This window comes from Salmonella sp. SSDFZ69, assembly GCF_004010755.1.
Classification (GTDB): Bacteria; Pseudomonadota; Gammaproteobacteria; order Enterobacterales; family Enterobacteriaceae; genus Salmonella; species Salmonella enterica.
In genome coordinates this window covers 3,260,096-3,283,518 of sequence record NZ_CP034831.1, presented here as the reverse complement: position 1 = coordinate 3,283,518, position 23,423 = coordinate 3,260,096, and the positions used below count along the sequence as shown (strand labels likewise).

General features: G+C 52.3%; 25 protein-coding genes. 11 read left to right on the top strand and 14 right to left on the bottom strand.

Annotation, left to right across the window (positions count from 1 at the left end):
• Window positions 1-16: 16 nt before the first annotated feature.
• Window positions 17-1,066: an ureidoglycolate dehydrogenase AllD gene (allD, locus tag EOS98_RS16460; protein WP_000703936.1), complete on the bottom strand. Its 1,050-nt coding sequence runs from the start codon at window positions 1,064-1,066 to the stop codon at window positions 17-19.
• A gap of 315 nt (window positions 1,067-1,381) precedes the next feature.
• On the opposite strand from allD, the gene EOS98_RS16455 reads away from it, so the two are divergent.
• From EOS98_RS16455 to EOS98_RS16440, 4 genes are read left to right on the top strand one after another with little or no spacing between them, the layout of a single operon-like run.
• Entirely contained in the window at window positions 1,382-3,046 is a 1,665-nt protein-coding gene (locus tag EOS98_RS16455; protein WP_094947306.1) for an acyl-CoA synthetase FdrA, read from the top strand.
• Window positions 3,047-3,055: 9 nt separating this feature from the next.
• Window positions 3,056-4,315 (top strand): DUF1116 domain-containing protein, encoded by a 1,260-nt coding sequence (locus EOS98_RS16450; RefSeq protein WP_000495333.1) that lies wholly within the window; start codon window positions 3,056-3,058, stop codon window positions 4,313-4,315.
• Window positions 4,316-4,326: 11 nt separating this feature from the next.
• Window positions 4,327-5,136: a DUF2877 domain-containing protein gene (locus EOS98_RS16445; protein ID WP_000821191.1), complete on the top strand. Its 810-nt coding sequence runs from the start codon at window positions 4,327-4,329 to the stop codon at window positions 5,134-5,136.
• A 3-nt stretch (window positions 5,137-5,139) separates the two neighbouring features.
• Window positions 5,140-6,033 carry a carbamate kinase gene (locus EOS98_RS16440; RefSeq protein WP_000855343.1) on the top strand — a complete coding sequence of 298 codons (894 nt, stop codon included), beginning with the start codon at window positions 5,140-5,142 and terminating at the stop codon, window positions 6,031-6,033.
• A 40-nt stretch (window positions 6,034-6,073) separates the two neighbouring features.
• On the opposite strand, the gene purK is transcribed toward EOS98_RS16440, so the two are convergent.
• From purK to ppiB, 4 genes are all read right to left on the bottom strand, one after another.
• The gene (gene purK / locus EOS98_RS16435) at window positions 6,074-7,141 is read right to left on the bottom strand and encodes a 5-(carboxyamino)imidazole ribonucleotide synthase (protein ID WP_000815601.1); all 1,068 of its coding nucleotides are present in this window, start codon (window positions 7,139-7,141) and stop codon (window positions 6,074-6,076) included.
• Window positions 7,138-7,647: a 5-(carboxyamino)imidazole ribonucleotide mutase gene (gene purE / locus EOS98_RS16430; RefSeq protein WP_023241823.1), complete on the bottom strand. Its 510-nt coding sequence runs from the start codon at window positions 7,645-7,647 to the stop codon at window positions 7,138-7,140. The genes purK and purE overlap by 4 nt, the downstream gene beginning before the upstream one ends.
• Before the next feature lie 117 nt (window positions 7,648-7,764).
• Entirely contained in the window at window positions 7,765-8,487 is a 723-nt protein-coding gene (lpxH, locus tag EOS98_RS16425; RefSeq protein WP_000212287.1) for a UDP-2,3-diacylglucosamine diphosphatase, read from the bottom strand.
• Between the two features lie 2 nt (window positions 8,488-8,489).
• Window positions 8,490-8,984: a peptidylprolyl isomerase B gene (ppiB, locus tag EOS98_RS16420; protein WP_000255991.1), complete on the bottom strand. Its 495-nt coding sequence runs from the start codon at window positions 8,982-8,984 to the stop codon at window positions 8,490-8,492.
• Window positions 8,985-9,156: 172 nt separating this feature from the next.
• Between ppiB and cysS the strand changes: the two genes are divergently transcribed.
• A complete protein-coding gene (gene cysS, locus EOS98_RS16415; protein ID WP_126524216.1) occupies window positions 9,157-10,542 on the top strand; it encodes a cysteine--tRNA ligase in 1,386 nt (461 codons plus the stop codon).
• A 43-nt stretch (window positions 10,543-10,585) separates the two neighbouring features.
• Here cysS and EOS98_RS16410 read toward each other — a convergent pair whose 3' ends face one another.
• From EOS98_RS16410 to folD, 5 genes are all read right to left on the bottom strand, one after another.
• Window positions 10,586-11,410 (bottom strand): DUF2145 domain-containing protein, encoded by an 825-nt coding sequence (locus EOS98_RS16410; RefSeq protein ID WP_126524215.1) that lies wholly within the window; start codon window positions 11,408-11,410, stop codon window positions 10,586-10,588.
• Window positions 11,407-11,844 (bottom strand): STM0539 family protein, encoded by a 438-nt coding sequence (locus EOS98_RS16405; protein WP_001038581.1) that lies wholly within the window; start codon window positions 11,842-11,844, stop codon window positions 11,407-11,409. The genes EOS98_RS16410 and EOS98_RS16405 overlap by 4 nt, the downstream gene beginning before the upstream one ends.
• On the bottom strand, window positions 11,837-12,382 hold the full coding sequence (locus EOS98_RS16400; RefSeq protein WP_126524214.1) for a metal-dependent hydrolase: 546 nt from the start codon (window positions 12,380-12,382) through the stop codon (window positions 11,837-11,839). The genes EOS98_RS16405 and EOS98_RS16400 overlap by 8 nt, the downstream gene beginning before the upstream one ends.
• Window positions 12,383-12,509: 127 nt before the next feature.
• Window positions 12,510-12,722 (bottom strand): ribosome-associated protein YbcJ, encoded by a 213-nt coding sequence (ybcJ, locus tag EOS98_RS16395; protein ID WP_000190278.1) that lies wholly within the window; start codon window positions 12,720-12,722, stop codon window positions 12,510-12,512.
• A 1-nt stretch (window position 12,723) separates the two neighbouring features.
• Complete coding sequence (folD, locus tag EOS98_RS16390; protein WP_000729165.1) at window positions 12,724-13,590, bottom strand: bifunctional methylenetetrahydrofolate dehydrogenase/methenyltetrahydrofolate cyclohydrolase FolD; 867 nt, start codon at window positions 13,588-13,590, stop codon at window positions 12,724-12,726.
• 546 nt (window positions 13,591-14,136) lie between these two features.
• Between folD and fimA the strand changes: the two genes are divergently transcribed.
• The 6 genes from fimA (at window position 14,137) to sfmF (ending at window position 20,231) form a co-directional block, all read left to right on the top strand.
• Window positions 14,137-14,694, top strand: a complete 558-nt coding sequence (fimA, locus tag EOS98_RS16380; protein WP_126524213.1) for a type 1 fimbrial protein subunit FimA — start codon at window positions 14,137-14,139, stop codon at window positions 14,692-14,694.
• Between the two features lie 74 nt (window positions 14,695-14,768).
• A complete protein-coding gene (fimI, locus tag EOS98_RS16375; protein ID WP_000619614.1) occupies window positions 14,769-15,302 on the top strand; it encodes a type 1 fimbrial protein subunit FimI in 534 nt (177 codons plus the stop codon).
• A 43-nt stretch (window positions 15,303-15,345) separates the two neighbouring features.
• Window positions 15,346-16,038 (top strand): type 1 fimbria chaperone FimC, encoded by a 693-nt coding sequence (fimC, locus tag EOS98_RS16370; protein WP_001519112.1) that lies wholly within the window; start codon window positions 15,346-15,348, stop codon window positions 16,036-16,038.
• Between the two features lie 30 nt (window positions 16,039-16,068).
• Window positions 16,069-18,681 carry a fimbrial biogenesis usher protein gene (locus EOS98_RS16365; protein WP_126524212.1) on the top strand — a complete coding sequence of 871 codons (2,613 nt, stop codon included), beginning with the start codon at window positions 16,069-16,071 and terminating at the stop codon, window positions 18,679-18,681.
• Between the two features lie 14 nt (window positions 18,682-18,695).
• A complete protein-coding gene (gene fimH / locus EOS98_RS16360) occupies window positions 18,696-19,703 on the top strand; it encodes a type 1 fimbria D-mannose specific adhesin FimH (RefSeq protein ID WP_058821687.1) in 1,008 nt (335 codons plus the stop codon).
• 9 nt (window positions 19,704-19,712) lie between these two features.
• Window positions 19,713-20,231, top strand: a complete 519-nt coding sequence (gene sfmF, locus EOS98_RS16355) for a fimbria assembly protein (protein WP_126524211.1) — start codon at window positions 19,713-19,715, stop codon at window positions 20,229-20,231.
• Window positions 20,232-20,276: 45 nt separating this feature from the next.
• Here sfmF and fimZ read toward each other — a convergent pair whose 3' ends face one another.
• The 4 genes from fimZ to fimW form a co-directional block, all read right to left on the bottom strand.
• On the bottom strand, window positions 20,277-20,909 hold the full coding sequence (gene fimZ, locus EOS98_RS16350; protein WP_126524210.1) for a fimbria biosynthesis transcriptional regulator FimZ: 633 nt from the start codon (window positions 20,907-20,909) through the stop codon (window positions 20,277-20,279).
• Window positions 20,910-21,512: 603 nt separating this feature from the next.
• The gene (gene fimY, locus EOS98_RS16345) at window positions 21,513-22,235 is read right to left on the bottom strand and encodes a fimbria biosynthesis regulator FimY (protein ID WP_001258108.1); all 723 of its coding nucleotides are present in this window, start codon (window positions 22,233-22,235) and stop codon (window positions 21,513-21,515) included.
• An 18-nt stretch (window positions 22,236-22,253) separates the two neighbouring features.
• Window positions 22,254-22,565, bottom strand: a complete 312-nt coding sequence (locus tag EOS98_RS16340) for a hypothetical protein (protein WP_000226492.1) — start codon at window positions 22,563-22,565, stop codon at window positions 22,254-22,256.
• A 161-nt stretch (window positions 22,566-22,726) separates the two neighbouring features.
• Window positions 22,727-23,323 (bottom strand): fimbria biosynthesis transcriptional regulator FimW, encoded by a 597-nt coding sequence (fimW, locus tag EOS98_RS16335; RefSeq protein WP_001523348.1) that lies wholly within the window; start codon window positions 23,321-23,323, stop codon window positions 22,727-22,729.
• Between the last annotated feature and the right edge of the window lie 100 nt (window positions 23,324-23,423).

Here is a 23,423-nt window from a genome sequence, read left to right as displayed (position 1 = left end):
ATTCCTGTTTCAATAATTATTGGGCAAAGGGATTTTTTGTTTCGTATGACTTGAGATAGAGGGCATCGGAAATAAGATATTGATAAATATCATCAACAATATCGATGCCATTCATATCGGCATTTTTCTGTTTAATATCCTGATCCTGTCCAGGATAATAAACCTGTTTAAAACCGGGAGCGGGCTTCACGGAATTGAGTTCCTGCATAGTCTGACTAATATGTTTGCGGAATAATTCACAGGAAGAAAAGAACGCCGGATTAATGACCAGATGAAGTTGTCCTAAATTGCGTCCGGCGTGTAAATCTTCATACATCGAACTGACCTGGCGGCCAAACGGCAGCCCCAGCAGAATGCCGGACAAAATATCGATCATCATCATCAGGCCGTAACCTTTCGGGCCTGCGGCGGGTAATAACGCATTGACGGCAAAAGGATCATGTGTCGGCGCGCCGTTTTTATCGACGGCCCAACTCTCCGGAATGGACTCATTGCGAGACCGTGCATCGAGGACTTTTCCCCAGGCCTGCACGGTGGTGGCCATATCAAAGGTAATGATGTCATCGCCTTCGCCCGGCGCGGCAAAGGCCAGCGGATTAGTGCCATAGTAAATATCCGCCCCGCCAAACGGCACGACCATAGGATCGGACTGACAGATAGACAGACCAATCAGGCCTTCGCGAGCAGCCTGGCGGACGAAATAAGAGATGGCGCCGCTATGGCCCATTCTGCTAATGCCGACAACCGCGACGCCATTTTTTTTGGCTATTTCAATAGCATGCTCCATTCCCATTTTGGCTGCGACCTGTCCGGCAGCATTATCGGCATGCAGTATCGCCGTACAGGGACCGGTATTCTCAATGCGGAACGTCGGCTCCCGGTTGGTGCCGCCTTTTGAAATTCGTTCGGCATAATATTCAACGCGTACGGCGCCATGTGAGTGAATACCTCTGGCATCTGCATAAACCAGTACGTCGGCGACGATGGCGGCGTGCTCACGTTTTAGTCCGGCTTTATAAAGCTTATTTTCGATAAGCTGATGGAGTGTTTCCCGACTGATTTTCATCTGTCTTCCTTTTTAACGACGGTGTGAAGCATGACTGCGATTAACATACCGGGAAAATAAAATGATTATGTGATCCAGACAGGCAAAAAAATATAATTAGAATTTATTTGATAATCAGGCGGGTTTTATCTTTTTGCTTAAATAAAAAGCTTTTTTAGAAAATCATAACTAATCCTTTAGCCGTTGTTTGAATTCTTTTGTTAATAAATTTGATGTGACGTTAATCACTCTATTTACCCTCCCGGATATATACCGTGAAGCGCACATTAACACTGCTCGTGCAATTGCAATGGGTGCAATTATTAAGGAGTTGTTATGATCCACGCCTTTATTAAAAAAGGGTGTTTTCAGGACTCTGTCAGCTTAATGATTATTTCTCGAAAGCTGAGTGAGTCCGAAAATGTTGATGATGTATCGGTAATGATGGGAACGCCTGCGAATAAGTCGCTGCTGGAAACTACCGGTTTCTGGCATGACGATTTTCATGGCGCTACGCCCAATGACATTTGCGTGGCGATTCGTACCGAAGCGGTAGATGACGGCATTACGCAGGTGATTGTGCAACAGCTCGAAGAAGCATTGCAGCAGTTGGCGCAGGGAAGCAGCGGCAGCCAGTCGTTAATCCAGGTCAGACGCTGGGAAAGCGCCTGTCAGAAACTGCCAGAGGCGAATCTGGCGCTGGTATCGGTGGCCGGCGAATATGCGGCGGAACTGGCAGAGCAGGCGCTGGATCGTTCGTTGAACGTGATGATCTTCTCCGATAATGTCACGCTGGACGATGAAATCAGACTAAAACGCCGGGCGCGTGATAAAGGACTGCTGGTCATGGGGCCGGATTGCGGCACCGCTATGATCGCCAATACGCCGCTGGCTTTCGCTAACGTCATGCCAGAGGGCAACATCGGGGTGATTGGCGCTTCCGGCACCGGTATTCAGGAGCTCTGTTCACAGATTGCGCTGGCGGGGGAAGGGATTACCCATGCCATCGGGCTTGGCGGACGCGATTTGAGCGCCGAGGTCGGCGGGATCAGCGCGCTAACGGCACTGGACATACTCAGCGCGGATGAAAAGAGCCAGGTGCTGGCCTTTGTCTCCAAACCGCCTGCCGATGCGGTTCGCCAGCATATTATCGCGGCGATGAAAGCCACCGGCAAACCTGTTGTAGCGCTGTTCTTAGGGTTTTCCTCCCCCGTTGCGCGTGAGGAAAACGTCTGGTTTGCCTCGACGCTGGATGAAGCCGCCCGCCTGGCATGTTTATTGTCTCGCGTGACGTCGCAGCGTAAAGAAATGGTTTCAACAGGCGGCGTGATTCGTGGCCTCTATACCGGCGGAACGCTGGCGGCGGAAGCGGCGGGGCTGCTGGCCGGCTATCTGGGCGTCGCGGCGGATACGGAACATCACCATGGCATGATGCTTGACGCTGACGGCCACCAGATTATCGATCTGGGCGATGACTTTTATACCGTTGGGCGACCACATCCGATGATTGACCCGGCGTTACGTAATCAGCTTATCGCCGGGCTTGGCGCGCAGCCGCAGGTACGCGTGTTATTAGTGGACGTCGTTATTGGTTTTGGCGCGACCGCCGATCCCGCCGCATCGCTGATTCAGGCCTGGCAGAAGGCATGCGCCGCACGCGCCGGCGACCAGCCGCTGTTCGCCATCGCAACCGTCACCGGAACGGAACGCGATCCTCAGTGCCGCTCGCAACAAATCGCCGCGCTCGAAGATGCCGGCATCACGGTAGTGGATTCTCTTCCCGAAGCCACTCTGTTGGCCGCGGAACTGATTCGACCCACTCTCTCTTCCACTCATCCATCAGCTCCCCGGTTACTGGAAGCGGTAGCGGTGATTAATGCCGGGTTACGTAGCTTCGCGCTGGATTTACAGGCTGCCGGTATGCCCGTGGTGCACTACCAGTGGGCGCCTGTTGCTGGCGGTAATAAAAAACTGGCTCGTCTGTTAGAACGTTTGCAATAAGGGGTTCCCATGTTTACATCAGTGGCGCAAGCCAACGCTGCAGTCATCGAACAAATTCGTCGCGCACGTCCGCACTGGCTGGATGTGAAGCCAGCTTCTTCATTAATTAGCGTGCTCAATCAGGGGAAAACGCTTCTTCATGCCGGCCCGCCGATGCGCTGGCAAGAGATGACCGGCCCGATGAAAGGCGCCTGTATCGGCGCATGCCTGTTTGAAGGATGGGCCAAAGATGAAATGAGCGCGCTCGCGCTGTTAGAGCAGGGAAAGGTCAACTTTATTCCCTGCCATCACGTTAACGCCGTGGGGCCGATGGGCGGTATCACGTCAGCCAGTATGCCGATGCTGGTCGTGGAAAATATCACCGACGGCAATCGCGCGTACTGCAATCTCAACGAAGGGATCGGCAAAGTGATGCGTTTCGGTGCCTATGGCGAGGATGTTCAGCAACGTTTGCGCTGGATGCGTGATGTGCTGATGCCGGTATTAAGCGCGGCGCTGGGACGTCTGGAGCGGGGGCTCGACCTGACCGCAATGATGGCGCAGGGCATTACGATGGGAGATGAATTCCACCAGCGCAATATCGCCTCTTCCGCATTGCTGATGCGCACGTTGGCGCCGCATATCGTCCGTCTGGAACACGATAAGCAGCAGATAGCGGAAGTGATGGATTTTCTGAGCGTCACCGATCAATTCTTCCTTAATCTGGCGATGGCCTACTGTAAAGCCGCCATGGACGCGGGCGCGCAGATTCGCGCCGGCAGTATTGTGACGGCGATGACCCGTAATGGCGATATGTTTGGCATTCGGGTTAGCGGTCTGGGCGACCGTTGGTTCACCGCGCCTGTTAATACGCCGCAGGGGCTATTTTTTACCGGTTTTTCGCAGGATCAGGCCAACCCGGACATGGGCGACAGCGCCATTACTGAAACGTTTGGTATTGGCGGCGCTGCGATGATTGCCGCGCCTGGCGTAACGCGTTTTGTCGGTGCCGGGGGAATGGAAGCGGCGAAATCTGTTTCTGAAGAGATGGCTGAAATTTATCTCGAACGCAACATGCAGCTACAAATCCCCGGCTGGGATTTTCAGGGGGCCTGTCTGGGACTGGATATCCGCCGCGTGGTCGAGACCGGAATTACGCCGCTGATTAACACGGGTATCGCGCATAAAGAAGCGGGGATTGGACAGATTGGCGCGGGAACCGTCCGTGCGCCGCTGGCCTGTTTCGAGCAGGCGCTGGAAGCGCTGGCGGAAAGCATGGGCGTAAGTTAAGAGAGCGTCTCATGAAACGTATCCATCCTCTTATGGCAAGCCGACAATCGGCGGATTATCGGCAACCCTGGCAGATGTCAGGGGTATGGCGTCGCTCTATTAATTTTGTGGCGAAAAGCGGTGAGTTATTAACACTTCACCGTCGGGGGAGCGGCTTCAGTCCGGGAGGGTGGATACTGCGCGGCGGCGATTTTGACGCCTTGCGCGATGTGCTCACCGATGGCGAAAAACCGCAGTCAACCGCTGCCGGTATTCAGATTGGCGAGTTTCTTTTATGCGAGCCGGAGAGGCGCTGTTCGCTGCGGGTTCCACGCTATCTTGCGTCGCCGCGTCTTAACGCGACGTACATGCAGCGTAGTGAGGAGACGGGACTGTTTGGGCCGTTAACCGTCGCCGCAGCCCAGCCTCTATGTCCGGAACTTCGCCAGTTTTGTCACTGCTTTCAGTCGGCGCTTGCAGGTGCTGCGACTGACTGGCGGCTATGGCTGGGTAAAGGGCCGGGCTTAACGCCCAGTCATGACGACACGCTGACGGGAATGTTGCTGGCGGCCTGGTATTTTGGCGCCATAGATGAACGCGCCGGGCGTAATTTTTTTGCCCAATCCGGCAGCCTTGATCGGGCGACGACGCTCGTGAGCGTCAGCTATTTACGCTATGCGGCTATGGGTTATTTCGCGTCGCCTTTACTCCACTTTATTCATGCGCTGCGACGAGATGCTCGCACAGAAACGGCGATTGACGGACTGCTGGCGCTGGGGCACACCTCTGGCGCGGATACGCTGCTGGGGTTCTGGCTTGGACAACAAATAGTAAAAGGATAGGGAATGAAAACGTTGGTAGTTGCTCTTGGCGGCAACGCATTATTGCAGCGCGGAGAAGCGCTAACGGCAGAGAATCAATATCGTAATATTGCCGACGCAGTGCCTGCGCTGGCGCGACTTGCCCGCTCGTATCGGCTGGCGATAGTACATGGCAACGGCCCCCAGGTCGGCCTGTTGGCTTTACAGAACCTTGCCTGGAAAGCCGTTGAGCCTTATCCGCTGGATGTGCTGGTGGCGGAGAGTCAGGGCATGATCGGCTATATGCTGGCGCAGCGTCTGGCGCTTGAACCCGATATGCCGCCGGTGACTACAGTATTAACGCGGATAAAGGTATCGGCGGACGATCCTGCTTTTCTTGAACCGGAAAAGTTTATCGGTCCCGTTTATTCGCCAGAAGAGCAAATGGCGCTGGAAGCGACTTATGGCTGGCATATGAAACGTGATGGAAAATATCTGCGCCGTGTCGTCGCTTCCCCGGCGCCGCGTCAGATTATCGAAAGCGCCGCTATTGAGTTATTGCTAAAAGAGGGCCATGTGGTGATTTGCAGCGGCGGTGGCGGGGTACCTGTTGCCGGCGAGGGCGAAGGGGTCGAGGCGGTGATAGATAAAGACCTGGCGGCGGCATTGCTGGCGGAGCAGATAGCGGCCGATGGTCTGATCATTTTGACGGATGCTGATGCGGTGTATGAACATTGGGGAACGCCACAACAGCGCGCTATTCGTCAGGCTTCGCCCGATGAGCTGGCGCCGTTTGCCAAAGCCGATGGCGCGATGGGACCGAAGGTGACCGCGGTAAGCGGATATGTGAAGCGGTGCGGAAAGCCGGCATGGATTGGCGCATTGTCGCGTATTGACGATACCCTGGCGGGCAGAGCGGGAACCTGCATCTGTCTGTGATCGCGACGGGCGGCGACAGAGAATGCGCCGCCCACGCTGTTTATTTAAGCTTACTTTGCGCCCAGATAATGCCGCTGGCGTATTCGCCCGGCAGGAGCGGAGAGAGCGCTTCCAGGGTGGCGCTAAGACGTGACGTATCGCTGTCGGTCAGATTCAGATGGCCGACTTTTCGCCCCGGACGTACCGCTTTATCATACCAGTGCAGATGTACCAGCGGCAGCTTCAGCCAGTCGTAATTCAGCTCGCTGCCGATCAGGTTGATCATCACCGACGGGGCGTTAATCACCGGCGCGGGCAACGGCAGGCCGGTAATCGCGCGCAAATGCAATTCAAACTGACTGATGCTGGCGCCATTTTGCGTCCAGTGTCCGCTGTTATGTACGCGCGGCGCCAGTTCATTGATTAACAGGCCTTCCGGCGTGATAAAACATTCCATCGCCATTACGCCGACATAGTTCAGCGCCTGCATAATTGCTGACAGCATCGATTCCGCCTGCTCCTGCTGTTCGGCGTTCGCCTGTGGGAACGCGACGCTGGTCCGCAAGATGCCGTCCTGATGCAAATTGTGCGTTAGCGGGTAAAACACGGTACTGCCGTCATGAGCGCGAGCGCCGACTAACGACACTTCGCCGGAAAAATGGATACCGCGCTCAACAATACATTCGCCATAGCAGTCATCCGGCAGTTGCCCGGTTTCGTCCGCGCGTAGACGCCACTGCCCGCGACCGTCGTAGCCGCCAACGCGACGCTTAATAATCGCCAGTTCGCCCAGGCGGTCAAAGATGCCGGACCACTCGTCGGCGCTGGTCAGCAGCTGCCACGGCGCGGTCGCGAGTCCCAGTTTATCGAAAAGCTGTTTTTGTGTCAGACGGTCGGCGATGATCGGAAATACATCGCGATTGACGAAGGCCGGGTGGCGCGCCAACTCGCGGGTAAGCGCGGTTTCCGGCCAGCGCTCAATCTCCGCGGTAATGACGCTCTGCTGTACCGGAACGGCGGTAGGCTCTGCATCCAGACCAACCGGCCAGACGGCGATACCCAGCGGTTCGCCCGCCTGGCGCAGCATTCGGCCCAGTTGTCCGTTGCCGAGAACGCAAACTTGCTTCATAGCGTCCCCCGCGGATCGGGATTTTCCAGAACTTCATCGGTTTGCGCTTTGCGCCAGTCAGCGATGCGCTGATGCAGTTCCGCGTCGCGTTGCGCCAGAATCTGCGCGGCGAGCAGGGCGGCGTTAGCGGCACCGGCTTTACCGATCGCCAGCGTACCCACCGGAATGCCGCGCGGCATCTGCACGATGGAGTAGAGGCTATCCACGCCGCTGAGCGCAGCGCTTTGTACCGGCACGCCGAGTACCGGGACCAGCGTTTTTGCCGCAATCATTCCCGGCAGGTGCGCCGCGCCGCCCGCGCCGGCAATAATCACTTGATATCCGTTCTCTTCCGCCGTTTCGGCGAAGCTGAACAGTTTATCGGGGGTGCGATGGGCGGAAACCACTTCTACATGGTGCGGGACATCCAGAATTTCAAAAATTTCGGCGGCGAATTGCATGGTAGCCCAGTCGCTTTTGGACCCCATCACGATGGCGACACGCGCCGGATTATTGCGGGAAGACATGCGTCTTAAAACTCCTGTGGTGCGGGACACGCTGCTTTTGAGGTGTCAAAGAATAGCATGATAATCAGGCAAGGAAAACGGTTGCGTGTGCGCCGTAACGGACGATTCGACGAACATTTACAGGGGGAAGGCGATTAACTCAACGTTGTCCGGCGTGACTTTTACCATTGAACCTTCATGATGCCATGCGCCTAACACCACGCGGAACGCGGGCTGGTCGTTGACGGAAAGTTCATGCACCGCCGGGCGGTGGGTGTGACCGTGAACCAGCCACTGTACGCGGTGTTTTTCCATTTCGGCGACGACGGTCTGCGCATTGACGTCCATAATATCCAGCGATTTGCTGCTGTTGGCGGCTTTACTGCCGGCGCGCATTCTGGCGGCGATACGGCGGCGGATAAACAGCGGCAGGGTAAGGAACAGTCGTTGAACCCACGGATTATGGACTTTGGCGCGAAACGCCTGATAACCGGCATCATCGGTACAGAGCGTATCGCCGTGCATAATCAACACATTGCGGCCATACAGGTCGAGCACTTTTTCCTGCGGCAGTAGAATCATGCCGCTTTCGCGGGCAAATCGCTTGCCAATCAGGAAATCACGGTTACCGTGAATAAAGAAGCAGGGGACGCCGGAATCAACCAGCGATTTAATGGCAACGGCCATTTCACGATGTAGCGGGTTGGGGTCGTCGTCGCCAATCCAGGCCTCGAAGAGATCGCCAAGAATATACAGCGCGTCGGCCTGACGGGCTTCTACGGCTAAAAAACGCAGAAAACCGGCGACGATCGCCGGTTCTTCCGTTTGCAGATGCAAGTCTGCAATAAACAGTGTCGCCACGATTACTCGCTGACGGTCACGTTTTCAATGATGACGTCTTCTTTTGGTACGTCCTGGTGCATACCGCTACGGCCAGTGGCGACGCCTTTGATTTTATCTACCACGTCCATACCTTCTACGACTTCCGCAAAGACGCAGTAGCCCCAGCCCTGCAGACTTTCGCCGGAGAAGTTCAGGAAGTCGTTGTCTGCCACGTTGATGAAGAATTGCGCGGTAGCCGAGTGTGGTGCCTGAGTACGCGCCATCGCCAGCGTACCACGGGTATTTTTCAGACCATTGTTGGCTTCGTTTTTGATCGCCTCTTTGGTGGCTTTCTGTTTCATGCCCGGCTCAAAGCCGCCGCCCTGAATCATAAAACCGTTAATCACACGGTGGAAAATGGTGTTGTTGTAAAAACCTTCGCGGCAGTAGTCCAGGAAGTTTTTAACTGTTTCAGGCGCTTTATCATCAAAGGTTTTGATTACGATATCGCCGTGATTAGTGTGGAAAGTAACCATTTTTGCATCCTGTTCCAAGAGAGTGGTGCTTTAGCCCGCAATGGGGCACATATAGGGGCTTGTTATAGCATAACCGTAAGCTGCGATCACCTTGCAAAGTGTGCTGCTTCGATTACGAATAATATGTATCATACAGAGATTATTACCCACACACGTCTATACGGAATCTTCGATGTTAAAAATTTTTAATACACTGACGCGCCAAAAAGAGGAATTCAAACCCATTCATGCCGGGGAAGTCGGCATGTACGTGTGTGGTATCACCGTTTACGATCTCTGCCACATTGGCCACGGACGCACGTTTGTCGCTTTTGACGTTGTCGCGCGCTATTTGCGTTTTCTCGGTTATAAGCTGAAGTATGTGCGTAACATTACCGATATCGACGATAAAATTATTAAACGCGCCAATGAAAACGGCGAAAGTTTTGTCGCGCTGGTCGACAGAATGATTGCGGAAATGCATCAGGACTTCGACGCGCTGAATATTTTGCGTCCGGACAGCGAGCCGCGTGCGACGCACCATATTCAGGAAATTATCGAGCTCACCCGCACCTTAATCGAGAAAGGGCACGCCTATGTGGCGGATAACGGCGATGTGATGTTCGATGTACCGACCGATCCGACTTATGGGCAGCTTTCCCGTCAGGATCTTGAGCAGCTTCAGGCGGGCGCGCGCGTGGATATCGTTGACGTGAAGCGTAACCCAATGGACTTTGTGCTGTGGAAAATGTCGAAAGAGGGCGAGCCGAGCTGGCCGTCGCCGTGGGGCGAAGGGCGTCCGGGCTGGCACATTGAATGTTCGGCGATGAACTGCAAGCAGTTGGGCAACCATTTTGATATTCACGGCGGCGGTTCCGATCTGATGTTCCCGCACCATGAAAACGAGATTGCCCAGTCTACCTGCGCGCATGACGGCGAATACGTCAACTACTGGATGCACTCCGGTATGGTGATGGTGGATCGCGAGAAGATGTCCAAATCGCTGGGCAACTTCTTTACCGTGCGCGACGTGCTGAAATACTACGATGCGGAAACCGTGCGCTACTTCCTGATGTCCGGGCATTACCGTAGCCAACTGAACTACAGCGAAGAGAACCTCAAGCAGGCGCGCGCCTCGCTGGAGCGGTTATACACTGCATTGCGTGGAACGGATAAATCAGCGGCCCCGGCGGGCGGCGAGGCGTTTGAAGCGCGTTTCGTGGAGGCGATGAATGACGATTTCAACACGCCGGAAGCCTACTCCGTCCTGTTTGATATGGCGCGTGAAGTCAACCGTCTGAAGGGCGAAGATATGACCGCCGCAAATGCGATGGCGTCTCATCTGCGGAAGATTTCCGGCGTGCTGGGACTGCTGGAGCAGGAGCCGGATGTTTTCCTGCAAAGCGGCGCGCAGGCGGATGACGGTGAAGTTGCGGAAATTGAAGCCTTGATTCAACAGCGTCTGGATGCCCGTAAAGCGAAAGACTGGGCGGCGGCGGACGCGGCGCGCGATCGTCTCGCTGAAATGGGTATTATTCTGGAAGATGGCCCGCAGGGCACCACCTGGCGGCGTAAGTAAGCGCTTTTACAGGCCGCTCTATTTGCATAGAACGGCCTGTTTTTTATTTTTTCGCACCGGGCGAAAGATAAACACACACCGACTCCCCCAGATTCTGATGTTCACACCCGGGCATTGCCCGGCTGTAATGGGCAATAAAGCGGATGACGCTGTCGCCGCTGTTTAGCCCCACATCTCCTTTTCGCAGCAATTCTGCTGGCTGATCGTCGGTGAAAACGTTGGGGGTGAACAGTTTTGCGCCTAATCGTTCAAAAGCGCCAGCACTAACGATAGAGGGTTGATAACCCTGAAGTTGCAACCAGCGGCGGGCATCATTGCGTGACCAAATCTGCGCATCGTTTGCTCGCGCAAACACTTCGAGAAGCCAACCATTCGAATTCTGATAAGGGCCGGAAAAAGGCCACGCAATCAGGTTATAGCGGGGACTGTGGAAGAGATTGAGTTTGATAGCGCTATGTAAGAGCGTTTGTAATGCCGTCGCGATATCTGAACGCGGGCGCAAAACGGCAATGCTCTGATTCACCAGGTCATCAGCCAGAAACTCATACAGACCTTGTATATAGAGCGCTGATTCAGCGGTTCCGCAAGTATTCAGATTATGGTAAACCCGCCAGTCTCCGTTTGGCTGGCGCATGGCATAGCCAGCATGTGACCAGGTTAAATGTCGGCTCGACATATCTTGCCCCTGGCGAACCAGAATGACGACCGGATCGGGTTGACTGTTAAGCTGTTGTTTGAGCTGTAGCGCCTGATCCATTGTCGCTGCGATGTTCTCCGGCGTGTTTGCTTTTTGGTGACAGTTAGCACTGTCTGCATAAGCGTTGAGCGAGATTGCGCTGAGCCACAGGGCAAACGCGAACCGCTTCATTTGGCCGGTACCGTCTGGTTGCTGGAAAGTCCTGCGTCGTCCTGATTTACCATATGGGCAAGGACTTTGCCCTCTTTTTTCAAATAAGCGCCGGTGCCTTCCTGCGTTTTTTCCAGAGTGACTTTATCACCTGCTTTGAGGTTGCCTTCTTTGACGACATTTAGCGGAACTTGCATTTTAATGTCTTTGTTATCGGGGGACTTAGTGGTTAACAGCGCGGTTTTTTGCTTTTTATTTTCGACAACAGAGCCAATGCTCAGGTTGAGCGGCAGCAGTACGGGGGAGAGTATAATTCCGCTAACCAGTGCGGAACTGCCCACGCTGACAACCGCAGACGATGCCGCATACCATCCAGTGGCAGACATTTCTTCGCTATAGCTGGCGTGGGAAAATGAGAAACAGACGACCGCGGCGGCGAATGTCATTTTATTCATATTGATTCCTTTTAATATGCGTTTTAAGTATCCATAGAAATAACACTAAAATACTTCCCGGCAACCACACCCACAGCAATTCTGAGAGAATGACCTGGTGTCCATACGGCGTGATGTAGCTTGAAAGCGCAAACGGCGCGACTTTAATCACCTGCCAGGGCGCAAAGAAACGTTCATCCGACCACGGCCACAGCCAGCCGACGCCTTTACCGCCCGTGGTTATCGAATCCAGCAGGCTGTGCGACAACAATGAAACGGTTAAAAATAGCCAGCAGCGCACCTGCCCAGCTCGAAACCATCGTCGTCCCGCGAGTACGCACAACAGGGGGAGGACGAATGCGAAAAGTAAAGAGTGGGTAAATCCGCGATGGCCGAAAACGTTGCCGTAGGCGACGCCAAATTTAAAGGCCAGCACGTCGGCATCGGGGAGCATCGCCAGCACAACACCGGCAAACAGCAGGCGAGGAGGGATAACTTTCAGGCCTAAGCCTGCGCCAAAACACAGGGGAACGGCGGCGTGGGTGATAACGGTAGGCATAGCGATGGTTCTCAGGGAAATAGCCATGCTAGCAGTTGGAACGCAGAGGATTAAGTGGATGATTATCTGAAAAGACAGCGTAATCAGGCCGGATAAGACGCTTTGCGTCGCTATCCGGCACTCTGTATCAGGCCACGACGTTCACACTTTGGCCTTCGAAGCTAACGGTTTGCCCGGCGACAATTTTGCAGCGTTTACGCGTTTCAACCGCGCCATCAACCTTCACCAACCCGTCGGCAATGGCGATTTTCGCCTGCGCGCCGCTTTCGCTCCAGCCTTCCAGCTTGAGCAGATCGCACAGCTCGACGTGCGGGTGCTTGCCTAAAGAGAATGTCGCCATGTTATTTTCCTTGTGGATCGTGATATTCAATGCACGCCTGCAGCGTGTTTTCGATAAGCGTGGCGACCGTCATCGGGCCGACGCCGCCCGGTACTGGCGTGATGTATGACGCGCGCGCCGCGGCTTCGTCAAACACGACGTCGCCAACGACCTTGCCATTTTCCAGACGGTTAATACCGACATCAATCACAATTGCGCCTTCTTTAATCCATTCGCCGGGAATAAAGCCCGGTTTACCTACGGCGACAATGAGCAAATCAGCATGCTCGACATGGTGACGCAGATCTTTGGTAAAGCGGTGCGTAACGGTAGTCGTACAGCCAGCCAGCAGCAGCTCCATGCTCATCGGGCGTCCAACGATATTGGACGCGCCAATGACCACCGCATTCAGGCCGTAGGTATCAATATTGTAACGCTCAAGCAGCGTCACAATACCGCGGGGCGTACAGGGACGCAGGCGCGGCGCACGCTGGCACAGACGACCGACGTTATAAGGATGAAAACCGTCTACGTCTTTATCCGGCGCGATACGCTCCAGCACTTTAACGTTGTCGATACCTGCCGGTAAAGGCAACTGCACCAGAATACCATCGATCGTGTTATCTGCATTCAGAGTATCGATAAGCGCCAGCAGTTCGGCTTCGCTGGTGGTTTCTGGCAGGTCATAGGAGCGGGAGACGAATCCCACTTCGTCGCACGCTTTACGTTTGCTTGCGACATAAATCTGTGAGGCCGGATTGCTGCCGACCAACACCACAGCCAGGCCGGGAGCGCGAAGACCCGCTGCGACGCGTGCCTGAACTTTTTGAGCAACCTCAGATCGCACCTGCTGCGCAATCGTTTTACCGTCAATAATCTTTGCTGCCATCAGAGAGAAGATTCCATCTGTTACTTCAAGTCAAAGGGGATAACGCTATTTTGTCAGAAGCGGGCCTCGCTGTCAGTTAACGTTTGTGTTTCCGATGCAAACGCGACGTCTCCCCCGTCCGTTGACGATGCTGAGACGTGACCCGTAAGCGCGCCATGATTAACCAAAAAGAAACAATTCATCACCCTGGCTATGGTTACCGTAATCCCTCGCCGTTAATAGCATCGGGCGGCATAATGCGACATTTTATACAAAATAAGATTAGACCATTCTTATATCCCAATAAGAATTAGCTTAGGTCATTAAAAGAGTTTGCGGCTATTTTTTATTTAGCGAAATGTTTAATTTATTACCGTGACGAAATGTCATATTCGCAAAGATTAATTACTGCGTCTGATACTCAGGGGAGAAACAGAAAACTAATTAATCTGCGATATCTATCTTTACAGGATGCAGAGATAACTTTTCTGACATGCTATGTCGATAATAATTCAAACGGAGCCGACAGGATGCCGAAACCGGGTGTGTGTAATTCAAGGGAAATCCATGAAACATAAATTAATGACCTCTACTATTGCGAGTCTGATGTTTGTCGCTGGCGCAGCGGTTGCGGCTGATCCTACTCCGGTGAGCGTGAGTGGCGGTACTATTCATTTCGAAGGTAAACTGGTTAATGCAGCCTGTGCCGTTAGCACTAAATCCGCCGATCAAACGGTGACGCTGGGTCAATACCGTACCGCCAGCTTTACGGCGATTGGTGATACGACCGCGCAGGTGCCTTTCTCCATCGTCCTGAATGACTGCGATCCGAAAGTGGCGGCTACCGCTGCCGTGGCTTTCTCTGGTCAGGCAGATAACACCAACCCTAATTTGCTGGCTGTCTCCTCTGCGGACAATAGCACTACCGCAACCGGCGTCGGGATTGAGATTCTTGATAACACCTCCTCACCGTTGAAACCGGACGGCGCGACCTTCTCGGCGAAGCAGGCGCTGGTTGAAGGCACCAATACGCTGCGTTTTACCGCACGCTATAAGGCAACCGCCACCGCCACGACGCCAGGCCAGGCTAATGCCGACGCCACCTTTATCATGAAATACGAATAATCCCGTCTGGGAACGCCAGGGAAGGGAGGCGCCTCAACGGAAGAGGCTATCGGGGATAAAAGAGAACATAGCAGATGATAAGGAAAGGCGCGGCGCTAGTGGGGCTTGTTTTGATGTCGCCCGTTATTGCGCAGCCGGTAATGGTGGAGAGCGGGCGTATTCACCTGCGCGGACAACTGGTCAATGGCGGCTGCGCTGTCGCCACAGAAAGCCAGGATTTGCGCGTACTGATGGGACAGTACCGCACGAATGCGTTTACCGGTCCTGGCAGCTTCGCTCCCGTCAGCGTTCCATTTTCGTTACGGTTAATCTCCTGTAGCGCGGAAGTCTGGCGTCATGTCGGCATTGCGTTTGCCGGCGTTACGCCTGCGGAAGATCCCCATGTTTTTCTGGCCAGCGGCGAGGGTATCGGTAATGCCGGAATCGGCCTGGCGTTATTTGATGACCAGCAGCGGCAAATCATACCTAACACATTACCGCTTCATTACACGCCCATTTTAACGTCAGAAATGACTTTGCATTTTACCGCCCGCTATCGGGCAATTTCAGAAAATATGACGCCGGGACGAATTCATTCAGAAGTGTGGTTTACGCTGGTTTACCCATGAATTTTCTTGCCGACGTGACTCAATGCAAAAGGTATTTTTTACCATGCTGAATAGTATAAAATTAGGCTTTATTGTTCTTCTCACGTTATTTACTTCGCTGAACGTACAGGCGGCGGGGGGGATTGCATTAGGCGCCACGCGCGTTATTTATCCCTCGGCGGCGAAACAGACTTCTCTGGCAATCAGTAATAGCGATACTCAAGAACGTTACCTCGTCAATTCATGGATCGAAAATAGCGCCGGGCAGAAAGAAAAAACGTTTATCGTTACGCCGCCTTTATTCGTCAGCGAACCCAAAAGCGAAAACACGCTGCGTATTATCTACGCCGGGCAACCGCTACCCGGGGATCGGGAGTCGTTATTCTGGATGAACGTGAAAGCCATCCCGTCGGTCGATAAAAGTCATATTGAAGGAAAAAACGTTCTGCAACTGGCGATTCTGTCGCGCATCAAACTGTTCGTGCGTCCGGCGAATTTGCCACAGACGCCGGAAGACGCGCCGACCTTGCTGAAATTTTCCCGTGTCGGCAACCATCTCAAGATAACCAACCCATCTGCTTATTACCTCACGCTGGTCAATATCAGCGTGGGCGCGAAAAAGATTGATAACGTGATGATCGCGCCAAAAAGCGACATGCAAATTCCCTTACCGACTGGCGCGCAGGGCAGCGTGACATTTCAGACCGTCAATGATTACGGCGCATTGACGTCGGCGACAACGGCCAGTCTCGGTTAAGCAGAGAGCGTGAAGCCACACGAGAACACGATGAAGAAGACAACCTGGTTTGCAGGGCGATTTCCCGGCTATGTATCACCGTTAAGCGGCGTGGCGCTGTCGGTGCTGGCGGCGCTGTGTCCGCTGACGAGCCGCGGCGAAAGTTATTTCAACCCTGCGTTTTTGTCGGCGGATACCGCGTCCGTGGCGGATTTATCTCGCTTTGAAAAAGGTAATCATCAGCCTCCCGGTATTTACCGGGTGGATATCTGGCGTAACGACGAATTCGTAGCGACGCAGGATATTCGTTTTGAGGCGGGCGCCGTGGGCACCGGCGATAAATCCGGCGGCCTGATGCCTTGTTTTACACCGGAGTGGATTAAACGGCTGGGCGTGAATACCGCGGCGTTCCCTGTCTCAGATAAAGGCGTCGATACCACGTGTATTCGCCTTCCTGAGAAAATCCCGGGCGCGGAGGTCGCGTTCGATTTCGCGTCGATGCGCTTAAATATTAGCTTGCCGCAGGCGTCATTGCTCAACAGCGCGCGTGGCTATATCCCGCCGGAAGAGTGGGATGAAGGGATACCCGCCGCACTCATTAATTACAGTTTTACCGGTAGCCGTGGAACAGACAGCGATAGCTATTTTTTGAGTCTGCTGAGCGGGTTGAACTATGGCCCCTGGCGGCTGCGTAATAACGGAGCCTGGAACTATTCGAAAGGGGACGGCTATCATTCGCAACGCTGGAACAACATTGGCACCTGGGTACAGCGCGCCATCATTCCGCTAAAAAGCGAACTGGTCATGGGGGACAGCAATACCGGGAACGATGTTTTCGACAGCGTCGGCTTTCGCGGAGCGCGGCTGTACTCTTCTGACAATATGTATCCCGATAGCCTGCAGGGCTACGCCCCCACGGTTAGAGGAATCGCCCGGACGGCGGCAAAGCTGACGATACGACAGAACGGGTATGTTATCTACCAAAGCTATGTGTCGCCGGGTGCGTTTGCGATTACCGATCTTAATCCTACCTCTTCCAGCGGCGACCTTGAGGTGACGGTAGATGAAAAAGACGGTAGCCAACAACGTTACACGGTGCCTTACTCTACCGTTCCGCTATTGCAGCGTGAGGGCAGGGTGAAGTATGACCTGGTGGCCGGGGATTTTCGCAGCGGCAATAGTCAGCAGTCTTCGCCATTCTTTTTCCAGGGAACGGTGATTGCCGGCCTGCCTGCGGGGCTGACGGCTTACGGCGGTACGCAACTTGCCGATCGTTACCGTGCCGTAGTGGTCGGGGCGGGGCGAAATTTGGGTGACTGGGGTGCCGTGTCGGTCGATGTCACACATGCGCGTAGCCAACTGGCAGATGACAGCACCCATCAGGGGCAATCGTTGCGTTTTCTGTACGCCAAATCGCTAAATAATTACGGGACTAATTTTCAATTGCTGGGTTACCGCTATTCCACACGCGGATTTTACACCCTGGATGATGTGGCATACCGCAGTATGGAAGGGTACGACTACGAATACGATAGCGACGGACGCCGCCATAAAGTGCCGGTGGCGCAGAGCTACCACAATCTCCGTTACAGCAAAAAAGGCCGCTTTCAGGTCAATATTTCGCAAAACCTGGGGGATTACGGGTCACTGTATCTTTCCGGCAGTCAACAAAATTACTGGAATACGGCGGATACCAATACCTGGTATCAACTGGGATACGCCAGTGGATGGCAAGGCATAAGTTATTCGCTGTCATGGTCGTGGAACGAGTCGGTGGGGATCTCAGGCGCCGACCGCATTCTGGCATTCAATATGTCCGTTCCGTTTAGCGTTCTGACCGGACGGCGTTATGCGCGCGACACTCTTCTTGATCGTACTTATGCCACGTTTAACGCCAACCGCAACCGCGACGGCGACAATAGCTGGCAGACCGGCGTGGGCGGCACGCTTCTGGAAGGACGTAATCTGAGCTACAGCGTGACGCAGGGTCGTAGCAGTACCAATGGTTATAGCGGCAGCGCCAGCGCTAGCTGGCAGGCGACGTATGGCACGCTGGGCGTGGGATATAACTACGATCGCGATCAGCATGACTATAACTGGCAACTTTCCGGCGGCGTGGTCGGTCATGCGGATGGTATTACGTTTAGCCAACCGTTGGGCGATACCAATGTCTTGATTAAAGCGCCGGGAGCGAAAGGCGTGCGCATCGAAAACCAGACCGGCGTGAAAACGGACTGGCGGGGCTATGCGGTAATGCCCTACGCCACGGTATATCGCTATAACCGCGTCGCGTTAGATACCAACACGATGGACAACCATACCGATGTCGAAAATAACGTCAGCAGCGTGGTGCCGACAGAGGGCGCGCTGGTAAGGGCCGCTTTTGATACGCGGATAGGCGTAAGGGCAATCATTACCGCGAGGCTTGGCGGACGTCCGTTACCGTTTGGCGCGATAGTACGAGAAACCGCCAGCGGCATTACCAGTATGGTCGGCGATGATGGGCAAATTTATCTGAGCGGCTTGCCGCTAAAAGGTGAACTGTTCATCCAGTGGGGAGAGGGGAAAAACGCGCGTTGTATCGCCCCTTACGCCCTGGCGGAGGACAGCCTGAAGCAGGCGATTACGATAGCCAGCGCGACCTGTATCCGTCCGGCGTCATAAAAGGAAAAATAGAGATGAAAATATACTCAGCGCTATTGCTGGCGGGGACCGCGCTCTTTTTCACCCATCCCGCGCTGGCGACGGTTTGCCGTAATTCAAACGGGACGGCGACCGATATCTTTTACGACCTGTCAGATGTTTTCACCAGCGGCAATAATCAGCCGGGACAGGTGGTGACGCTGCCGGAAAAATCAGGTTGGGTCGGCGTAAACGCGACGTGCCCGGCGGGGACAACGGTAAATTATACCTACCGAAGCTATGTATCAGAATTACCGGTACGAAGCACCGAAGGAAATTTTAAATACCTCAAACTGAATGACTACCTTCTGGGCGCGATGAGCATCACCGATAGTGTCGCTGGCGTATTTTATCCGCCCCGTAACTATATTCGCATGGGCGTCGACTCTAACGTGTCGCAGCAAAAGCCGTTTGGCGTGCAGGACTCAAAGCTGGTTTTTAAATTAAAAGTGATCCGGCCTTTTATTAATATGGTGACGATCCCTCGCCAGACAATGTTTACTGTCTATGTGACGACCTCTACCGGCGACGCGTTGAGCACGCCGGTGTATACCATTAGCTACAGCGGCAAAGTGGAAGTACCGCAAAACTGTGAAGTGAATGCCGGACAGGTCGTGGAGTTTGATTTCGGCGATATCGGCGCGTCGTTATTTAGTCAGGCGGGGGCGGGTAATCGTCCGCAAGGCGTCACGCCGCAAACGAAAACTATCGCTATTAAATGTACCAACGTCGCGGCGCAGGCCTATTTATCGATGCGGCTTGAAGCCGAAAAGGCCTCAGGGCAGGCGATGGTGTCCGATAATCCGGATTTAGGCTTTGTAGTTGCTAATAGCAACGGTACGCCGCTCACACCCAATAATTTGTCGAGTAAAATTCCGTTTCATCTTGATGATAACGCCGCCGCTCGCGTAGGTATTCGCGCCTGGCCGATCAGCGTGACGGGGAATAAACCGGTGGAAGGGCCGTTTACTGCGCGCGGCTATCTACGAGTCGATTATGATTAAGGAGGTATAATGATCCTTCGGCGCGTTTTCATCACTATTGGTTGTGTTTTGTTCAGCCCGCTGAGTCAGGCCAACTCATCTCTGGGCGAAGTGAATATTGAACTGCGCGGTAACGCGGTGGATTTTACCTGCGCCGTGGTGGCGGGCGACAGTAACAAATCGGTTAACCTCGGCACCTGGCCGACAAAACAGCTTCACGCCGCCGGTGACGCCACGCAACCGGTAGCCTTTAGCCTAAAACTTGAAGGCTGCCCGCCGGGGTCGGCGTCTATAACGTTTTCCGGGACGCCAGCGCCCGGCACGGCATTACTGGCGCTTGCTGATACGGCAATGGCGCAAAAACTGGCGATTGAAATTCGCGATGGCGATCAACGTCGATTGCCGCTTGAACAGGCCAGCAAGGCCGTCGATATTGACAACAACGGCAATGCTACCCTGAAATTCTATGCGAACTATATCGCCTTAGCCGATGGCGTGCAGCCCGGACTTGCTAACGCGGATGCGACCTTCCTGATCAATTACAATTAGTGTCCGTTATTGTGGCTCCCGAACGATAATTCGTCGGGAGTACCTTTACAATAATTCGTGTGATTTGGCGTAATCGATAAGCTCAACGATAGAGTGAAGGCCAAGTTTAGAAAATATATTGGCCTTATGCGCGCTGATAGTCTTGTTACTCAATAAAAGTTGCTCGGCAATTTCTTTGTTAGACATTCCATTGGCCAGATAGCGCAGCACGGTAACTTCGCGGTTAGATAGTGGCATATCATGGTGCCCGCCTTTGGGGGGACGGGTATTACTGATGAAATTAAGCGTCTCAGATGGGAAAAAAGAATAGCCGGATAAAATCGTTTTTACCGCATTATAAATATCATTGAGGTCTTTGCGTTTACTTACAAATCCGTTTGCGCCCGCTCTTATTGCTCTTCCGGCATAAAAAGCCTCTGATTTCGACGATAAAAAAAGTATCCGGGTATGTTCCTGGATAGATTTGATTCGTTTAAGTAAGGTAAAGCCGTCGGTGCCCGGTAATTCAATATCCAGAATGACAAGGTCAACAGGATAAGTGCGCAGATACTCTATCGCTGTTCGGCTATCATCCGTTTTCAGGACAACCTGGATATTGCTATTTTTACCGAGTAAAACTTCGATCGACATTCTTACAATAGGGTGTTCGTCCATAATGATAACAGATGCAGGTTTCATTGTTGTATGCCTCAGACTGTTATGCGTCCTTCGTTTTATAATAAGCGTCAGACACCTTAAAGATTGTGAAATAGCCAGATCTACACACCACACAGTGGAGCAATAATAAAGAATGAGACCTCCCTGTTGACTGGCTATTTTGCGTAAGAGTAATAAATATGTGGAATATCCATTTCGCACCAACAAAAAAGAAATTTCTGATTAAGTAAAAACAATATGGATTATACCTGGTCTGATTTCTCGGAAAAGTCTTGCGAAATGCGAATTATGGATAGCGGGTAGGATATTCTGTGACGTTATAGAAAATTTGTTCGTGGTGGAGCTATTTTCTTTGGAGTTGACATTGAACAGTTTAAACTGTTGTTTTTAAGTATAAAAATAATATGAAAGACTAATTGTTTAGTATTTGTTATGTAATAACAGAAAGATGTTGACGCTGGAGACCTCAAAAAACGAGGAGGGACAGGGGGCGATGTAAGAAAAAAATTTTTATCGCTTACCAGGACGAGTTGTAAATATTAATTTTATGTGAAATATTTACATTTAATGGAAGTGAAAATAAGTAATTTCTTAAAAAATCTTATTCACCAAAACGTTAGTTCGTTAAAAAATGTCGTGGAAAGTAACGTTTAACTGCTGGATCAGCCGAAGAAAGCTTTGCCTGTGGGGAAGGTTAAGGAGGGTGATAAGTTGTTTAAGCCGGTAAACTACACGATGATAAGGTACGCTTTGCTGACGTGCTATTTCTTTTAAAGAGGCACCTTGCGCTAAAGTTTCAATCATCAACCAGTCAGTACGGCTAAAGCTTTCCGATAAGCGAGGTTTGGCGGCTGATAACAAGGCTTCGCGTACTGAGGCCAGGTTTTGTTGTCGTGACAGAACAAAAAAACGCCCAGCCATACGGATAAACTGTGTTATAGCGGGGGTTTTATCTGATACCAGCAGGTAAATCTGGATATCGCTTTGTTGCCAACTGAGCGCGCGTAGCTGGTTAAGCGCCTCAATACAGGAGACAGGTAGCGCCTCCATATCTACAATCAGTTGTCTGAGCGACCCCTTTTCAATCCACAAAGAAATGTCATCTAATGAGCGGAATGCAGCAGTACGTTTTCCGGAAAATAAGTAGTGACTCAATGAATAGCCGAGGTAGTTATCAGTTGTAATTATTGCCTGGGAAATGATACCAACCGGCAAGGCATAATTAAGCTGTTGGTCCAGTAACTCAAGGCGATCAAATATCTGCGGCGTTGGAGAGTGATAACGGCAGGCGCAGTCTTTGGCATTTCTTAAACGGCGGTGTCTTTCCCTGCGTGGTACGCTGCGCATCCTGCTTTTTCCATTGCTCTAATATATATCTGGTAATATGGCTGGCCATAAATAACCTTGTTCCATCGTTGCACCAGCGTAAAAAGCAATGCTTCGTTGCTCTGATGTTTCAATGCCTTCCATCAGCATTAACTGCTGAAAAAAAACTTCGCTATCATGTTCTGACGGAAGTTGCGTCAGGACCTCATAGCCGATTAATTGCGCAGTTGAGAGATTAACGATTGGCTCAGATTTTAACAATTCGCTGTTGAGATATGAATGACGTGTGGGCGAAGACGCCAGGTGTGGGGGATTTATCCTTTCCTTTAATAAAGTACCCTGTGCCACCAAACACTCCTCCAGGCATTTATGATGCAGCCATATATTTTCGACCCCTGAATCTATCAGGATATTATGGGCATCATTGTGGCAGCGTTAAAAAAATGCCTGTAGGTATCGTTACTTAATTATTGGTGAGATATTTCGTAAGCCTTGTAAAAAGTTAAGTGAGTTTACTTACTGAGTAAGAAATGAAGGTTAACTCTAATATATTTTAAAAACTGCTGCTCCGTTTTAACATGTAATTTTCGCATAATGCTCCGGCGGAGTGACTTTGTCTGCTCTTCAGAAAGTGAAAGTAAAGCGGCCGTTTCGCTTAAATGATAACCGCTGGCGATCAGTTTTAACAGGTGACGTTCTGTTACTGAAAAATGACGAGTCGTGCAGTAGTGGCAAATGCCAGAAGGGACGCTATGTCGAAGCGCTCGCTTATGTAAGATCAATATCATTTTCCGGGTAATTTCTTCAACATCATCTTCCCGATAAATATGCGGCAGCATATACAGGCATGGTCTGAACATGAGCTTTTCTTTATCGCATTTATTACAAATAATCACCCGTAGCTGATGTTGGGTATGCATAGGTATCTGGTAACAACCTGCGCTGAACCAATCATCATCCAGGGCCAGAAAAGCGATATCGGCATTATCTATCTCTTCTGGCGGCAGAAAGTCAATTTTCTGCTGCCATTGATTCGCCAGACGCGTCATGATGATTTTCAAACCATGCTCAAAGTGACTGTTTTGTTCCTTAATAGCGATACGCAGCATAAAAAATATCCTACACGGCAGGTGAATCATGGTGAAATATTAAAGAAACTTATTGATTTTCTAAATACTGGCGGCCTTAATTCCCACTTTATGCGTGCTG

Bases quoted from the DNA above. Each gene is read 5' to 3' on its own strand.
- allD (WP_000703936.1), bottom strand. From the start codon at position 1,066: ATGAAAATCAGTCGGGAAACACTCCATCAGCTTATCGAAAATAAGCTT.
- EOS98_RS16455 (WP_094947306.1), top strand. From the start codon at position 1,382: ATGATCCACGCCTTTATTAAAAAAGGGTGTTTTCAGGACTCTGTCAGC.
- EOS98_RS16450 (WP_000495333.1), top strand. From the start codon at position 3,056: ATGTTTACATCAGTGGCGCAAGCCAACGCTGCAGTCATCGAACAAATT.
- EOS98_RS16445 (WP_000821191.1), top strand. From the start codon at position 4,327: ATGAAACGTATCCATCCTCTTATGGCAAGCCGACAATCGGCGGATTAT.
- EOS98_RS16440 (WP_000855343.1), top strand. From the start codon at position 5,140: ATGAAAACGTTGGTAGTTGCTCTTGGCGGCAACGCATTATTGCAGCGC.
- purK (WP_000815601.1), bottom strand. From the start codon at position 7,141: ATGAAGCAAGTTTGCGTTCTCGGCAACGGACAACTGGGCCGAATGCTG.
- purE (WP_023241823.1), bottom strand. From the start codon at position 7,647: ATGTCTTCCCGCAATAATCCGGCGCGTGTCGCCATCGTGATGGGGTCC.
- ppiB (WP_000255991.1), bottom strand. From the start codon at position 8,984: ATGGTTACTTTCCACACTAATCACGGCGATATCGTAATCAAAACCTTT.
- cysS (WP_126524216.1), top strand. From the start codon at position 9,157: ATGTTAAAAATTTTTAATACACTGACGCGCCAAAAAGAGGAATTCAAA.
- EOS98_RS16410 (WP_126524215.1), bottom strand. From the start codon at position 11,410: ATGAAGCGGTTCGCGTTTGCCCTGTGGCTCAGCGCAATCTCGCTCAAC.
- EOS98_RS16405 (WP_001038581.1), bottom strand. From the start codon at position 11,844: ATGAATAAAATGACATTCGCCGCCGCGGTCGTCTGTTTCTCATTTTCC.
- EOS98_RS16400 (WP_126524214.1), bottom strand. From the start codon at position 12,382: ATGCCTACCGTTATCACCCACGCCGCCGTTCCCCTGTGTTTTGGCGCA.
- ybcJ (WP_000190278.1), bottom strand. From the start codon at position 12,722: ATGGCGACATTCTCTTTAGGCAAGCACCCGCACGTCGAGCTGTGCGAT.
- folD (WP_000729165.1), bottom strand. From the start codon at position 13,590: ATGGCAGCAAAGATTATTGACGGTAAAACGATTGCGCAGCAGGTGCGA.
- fimA (WP_126524213.1), top strand. From the start codon at position 14,137: ATGAAACATAAATTAATGACCTCTACTATTGCGAGTCTGATGTTTGTC.
- fimI (WP_000619614.1), top strand. From the start codon at position 14,769: ATGATAAGGAAAGGCGCGGCGCTAGTGGGGCTTGTTTTGATGTCGCCC.
- fimC (WP_001519112.1), top strand. From the start codon at position 15,346: ATGCTGAATAGTATAAAATTAGGCTTTATTGTTCTTCTCACGTTATTT.
- EOS98_RS16365 (WP_126524212.1), top strand. From the start codon at position 16,069: ATGAAGAAGACAACCTGGTTTGCAGGGCGATTTCCCGGCTATGTATCA.
- fimH (WP_058821687.1), top strand. From the start codon at position 18,696: ATGAAAATATACTCAGCGCTATTGCTGGCGGGGACCGCGCTCTTTTTC.
- sfmF (WP_126524211.1), top strand. From the start codon at position 19,713: ATGATCCTTCGGCGCGTTTTCATCACTATTGGTTGTGTTTTGTTCAGC.
- fimZ (WP_126524210.1), bottom strand. From the start codon at position 20,909: ATGAAACCTGCATCTGTTATCATTATGGACGAACACCCTATTGTAAGA.
- fimY (WP_001258108.1), bottom strand. From the start codon at position 22,235: ATGCGCAGCGTACCACGCAGGGAAAGACACCGCCGTTTAAGAAATGCC.
- fimW (WP_001523348.1), bottom strand. From the start codon at position 23,323: ATGCTGCGTATCGCTATTAAGGAACAAAACAGTCACTTTGAGCATGGT.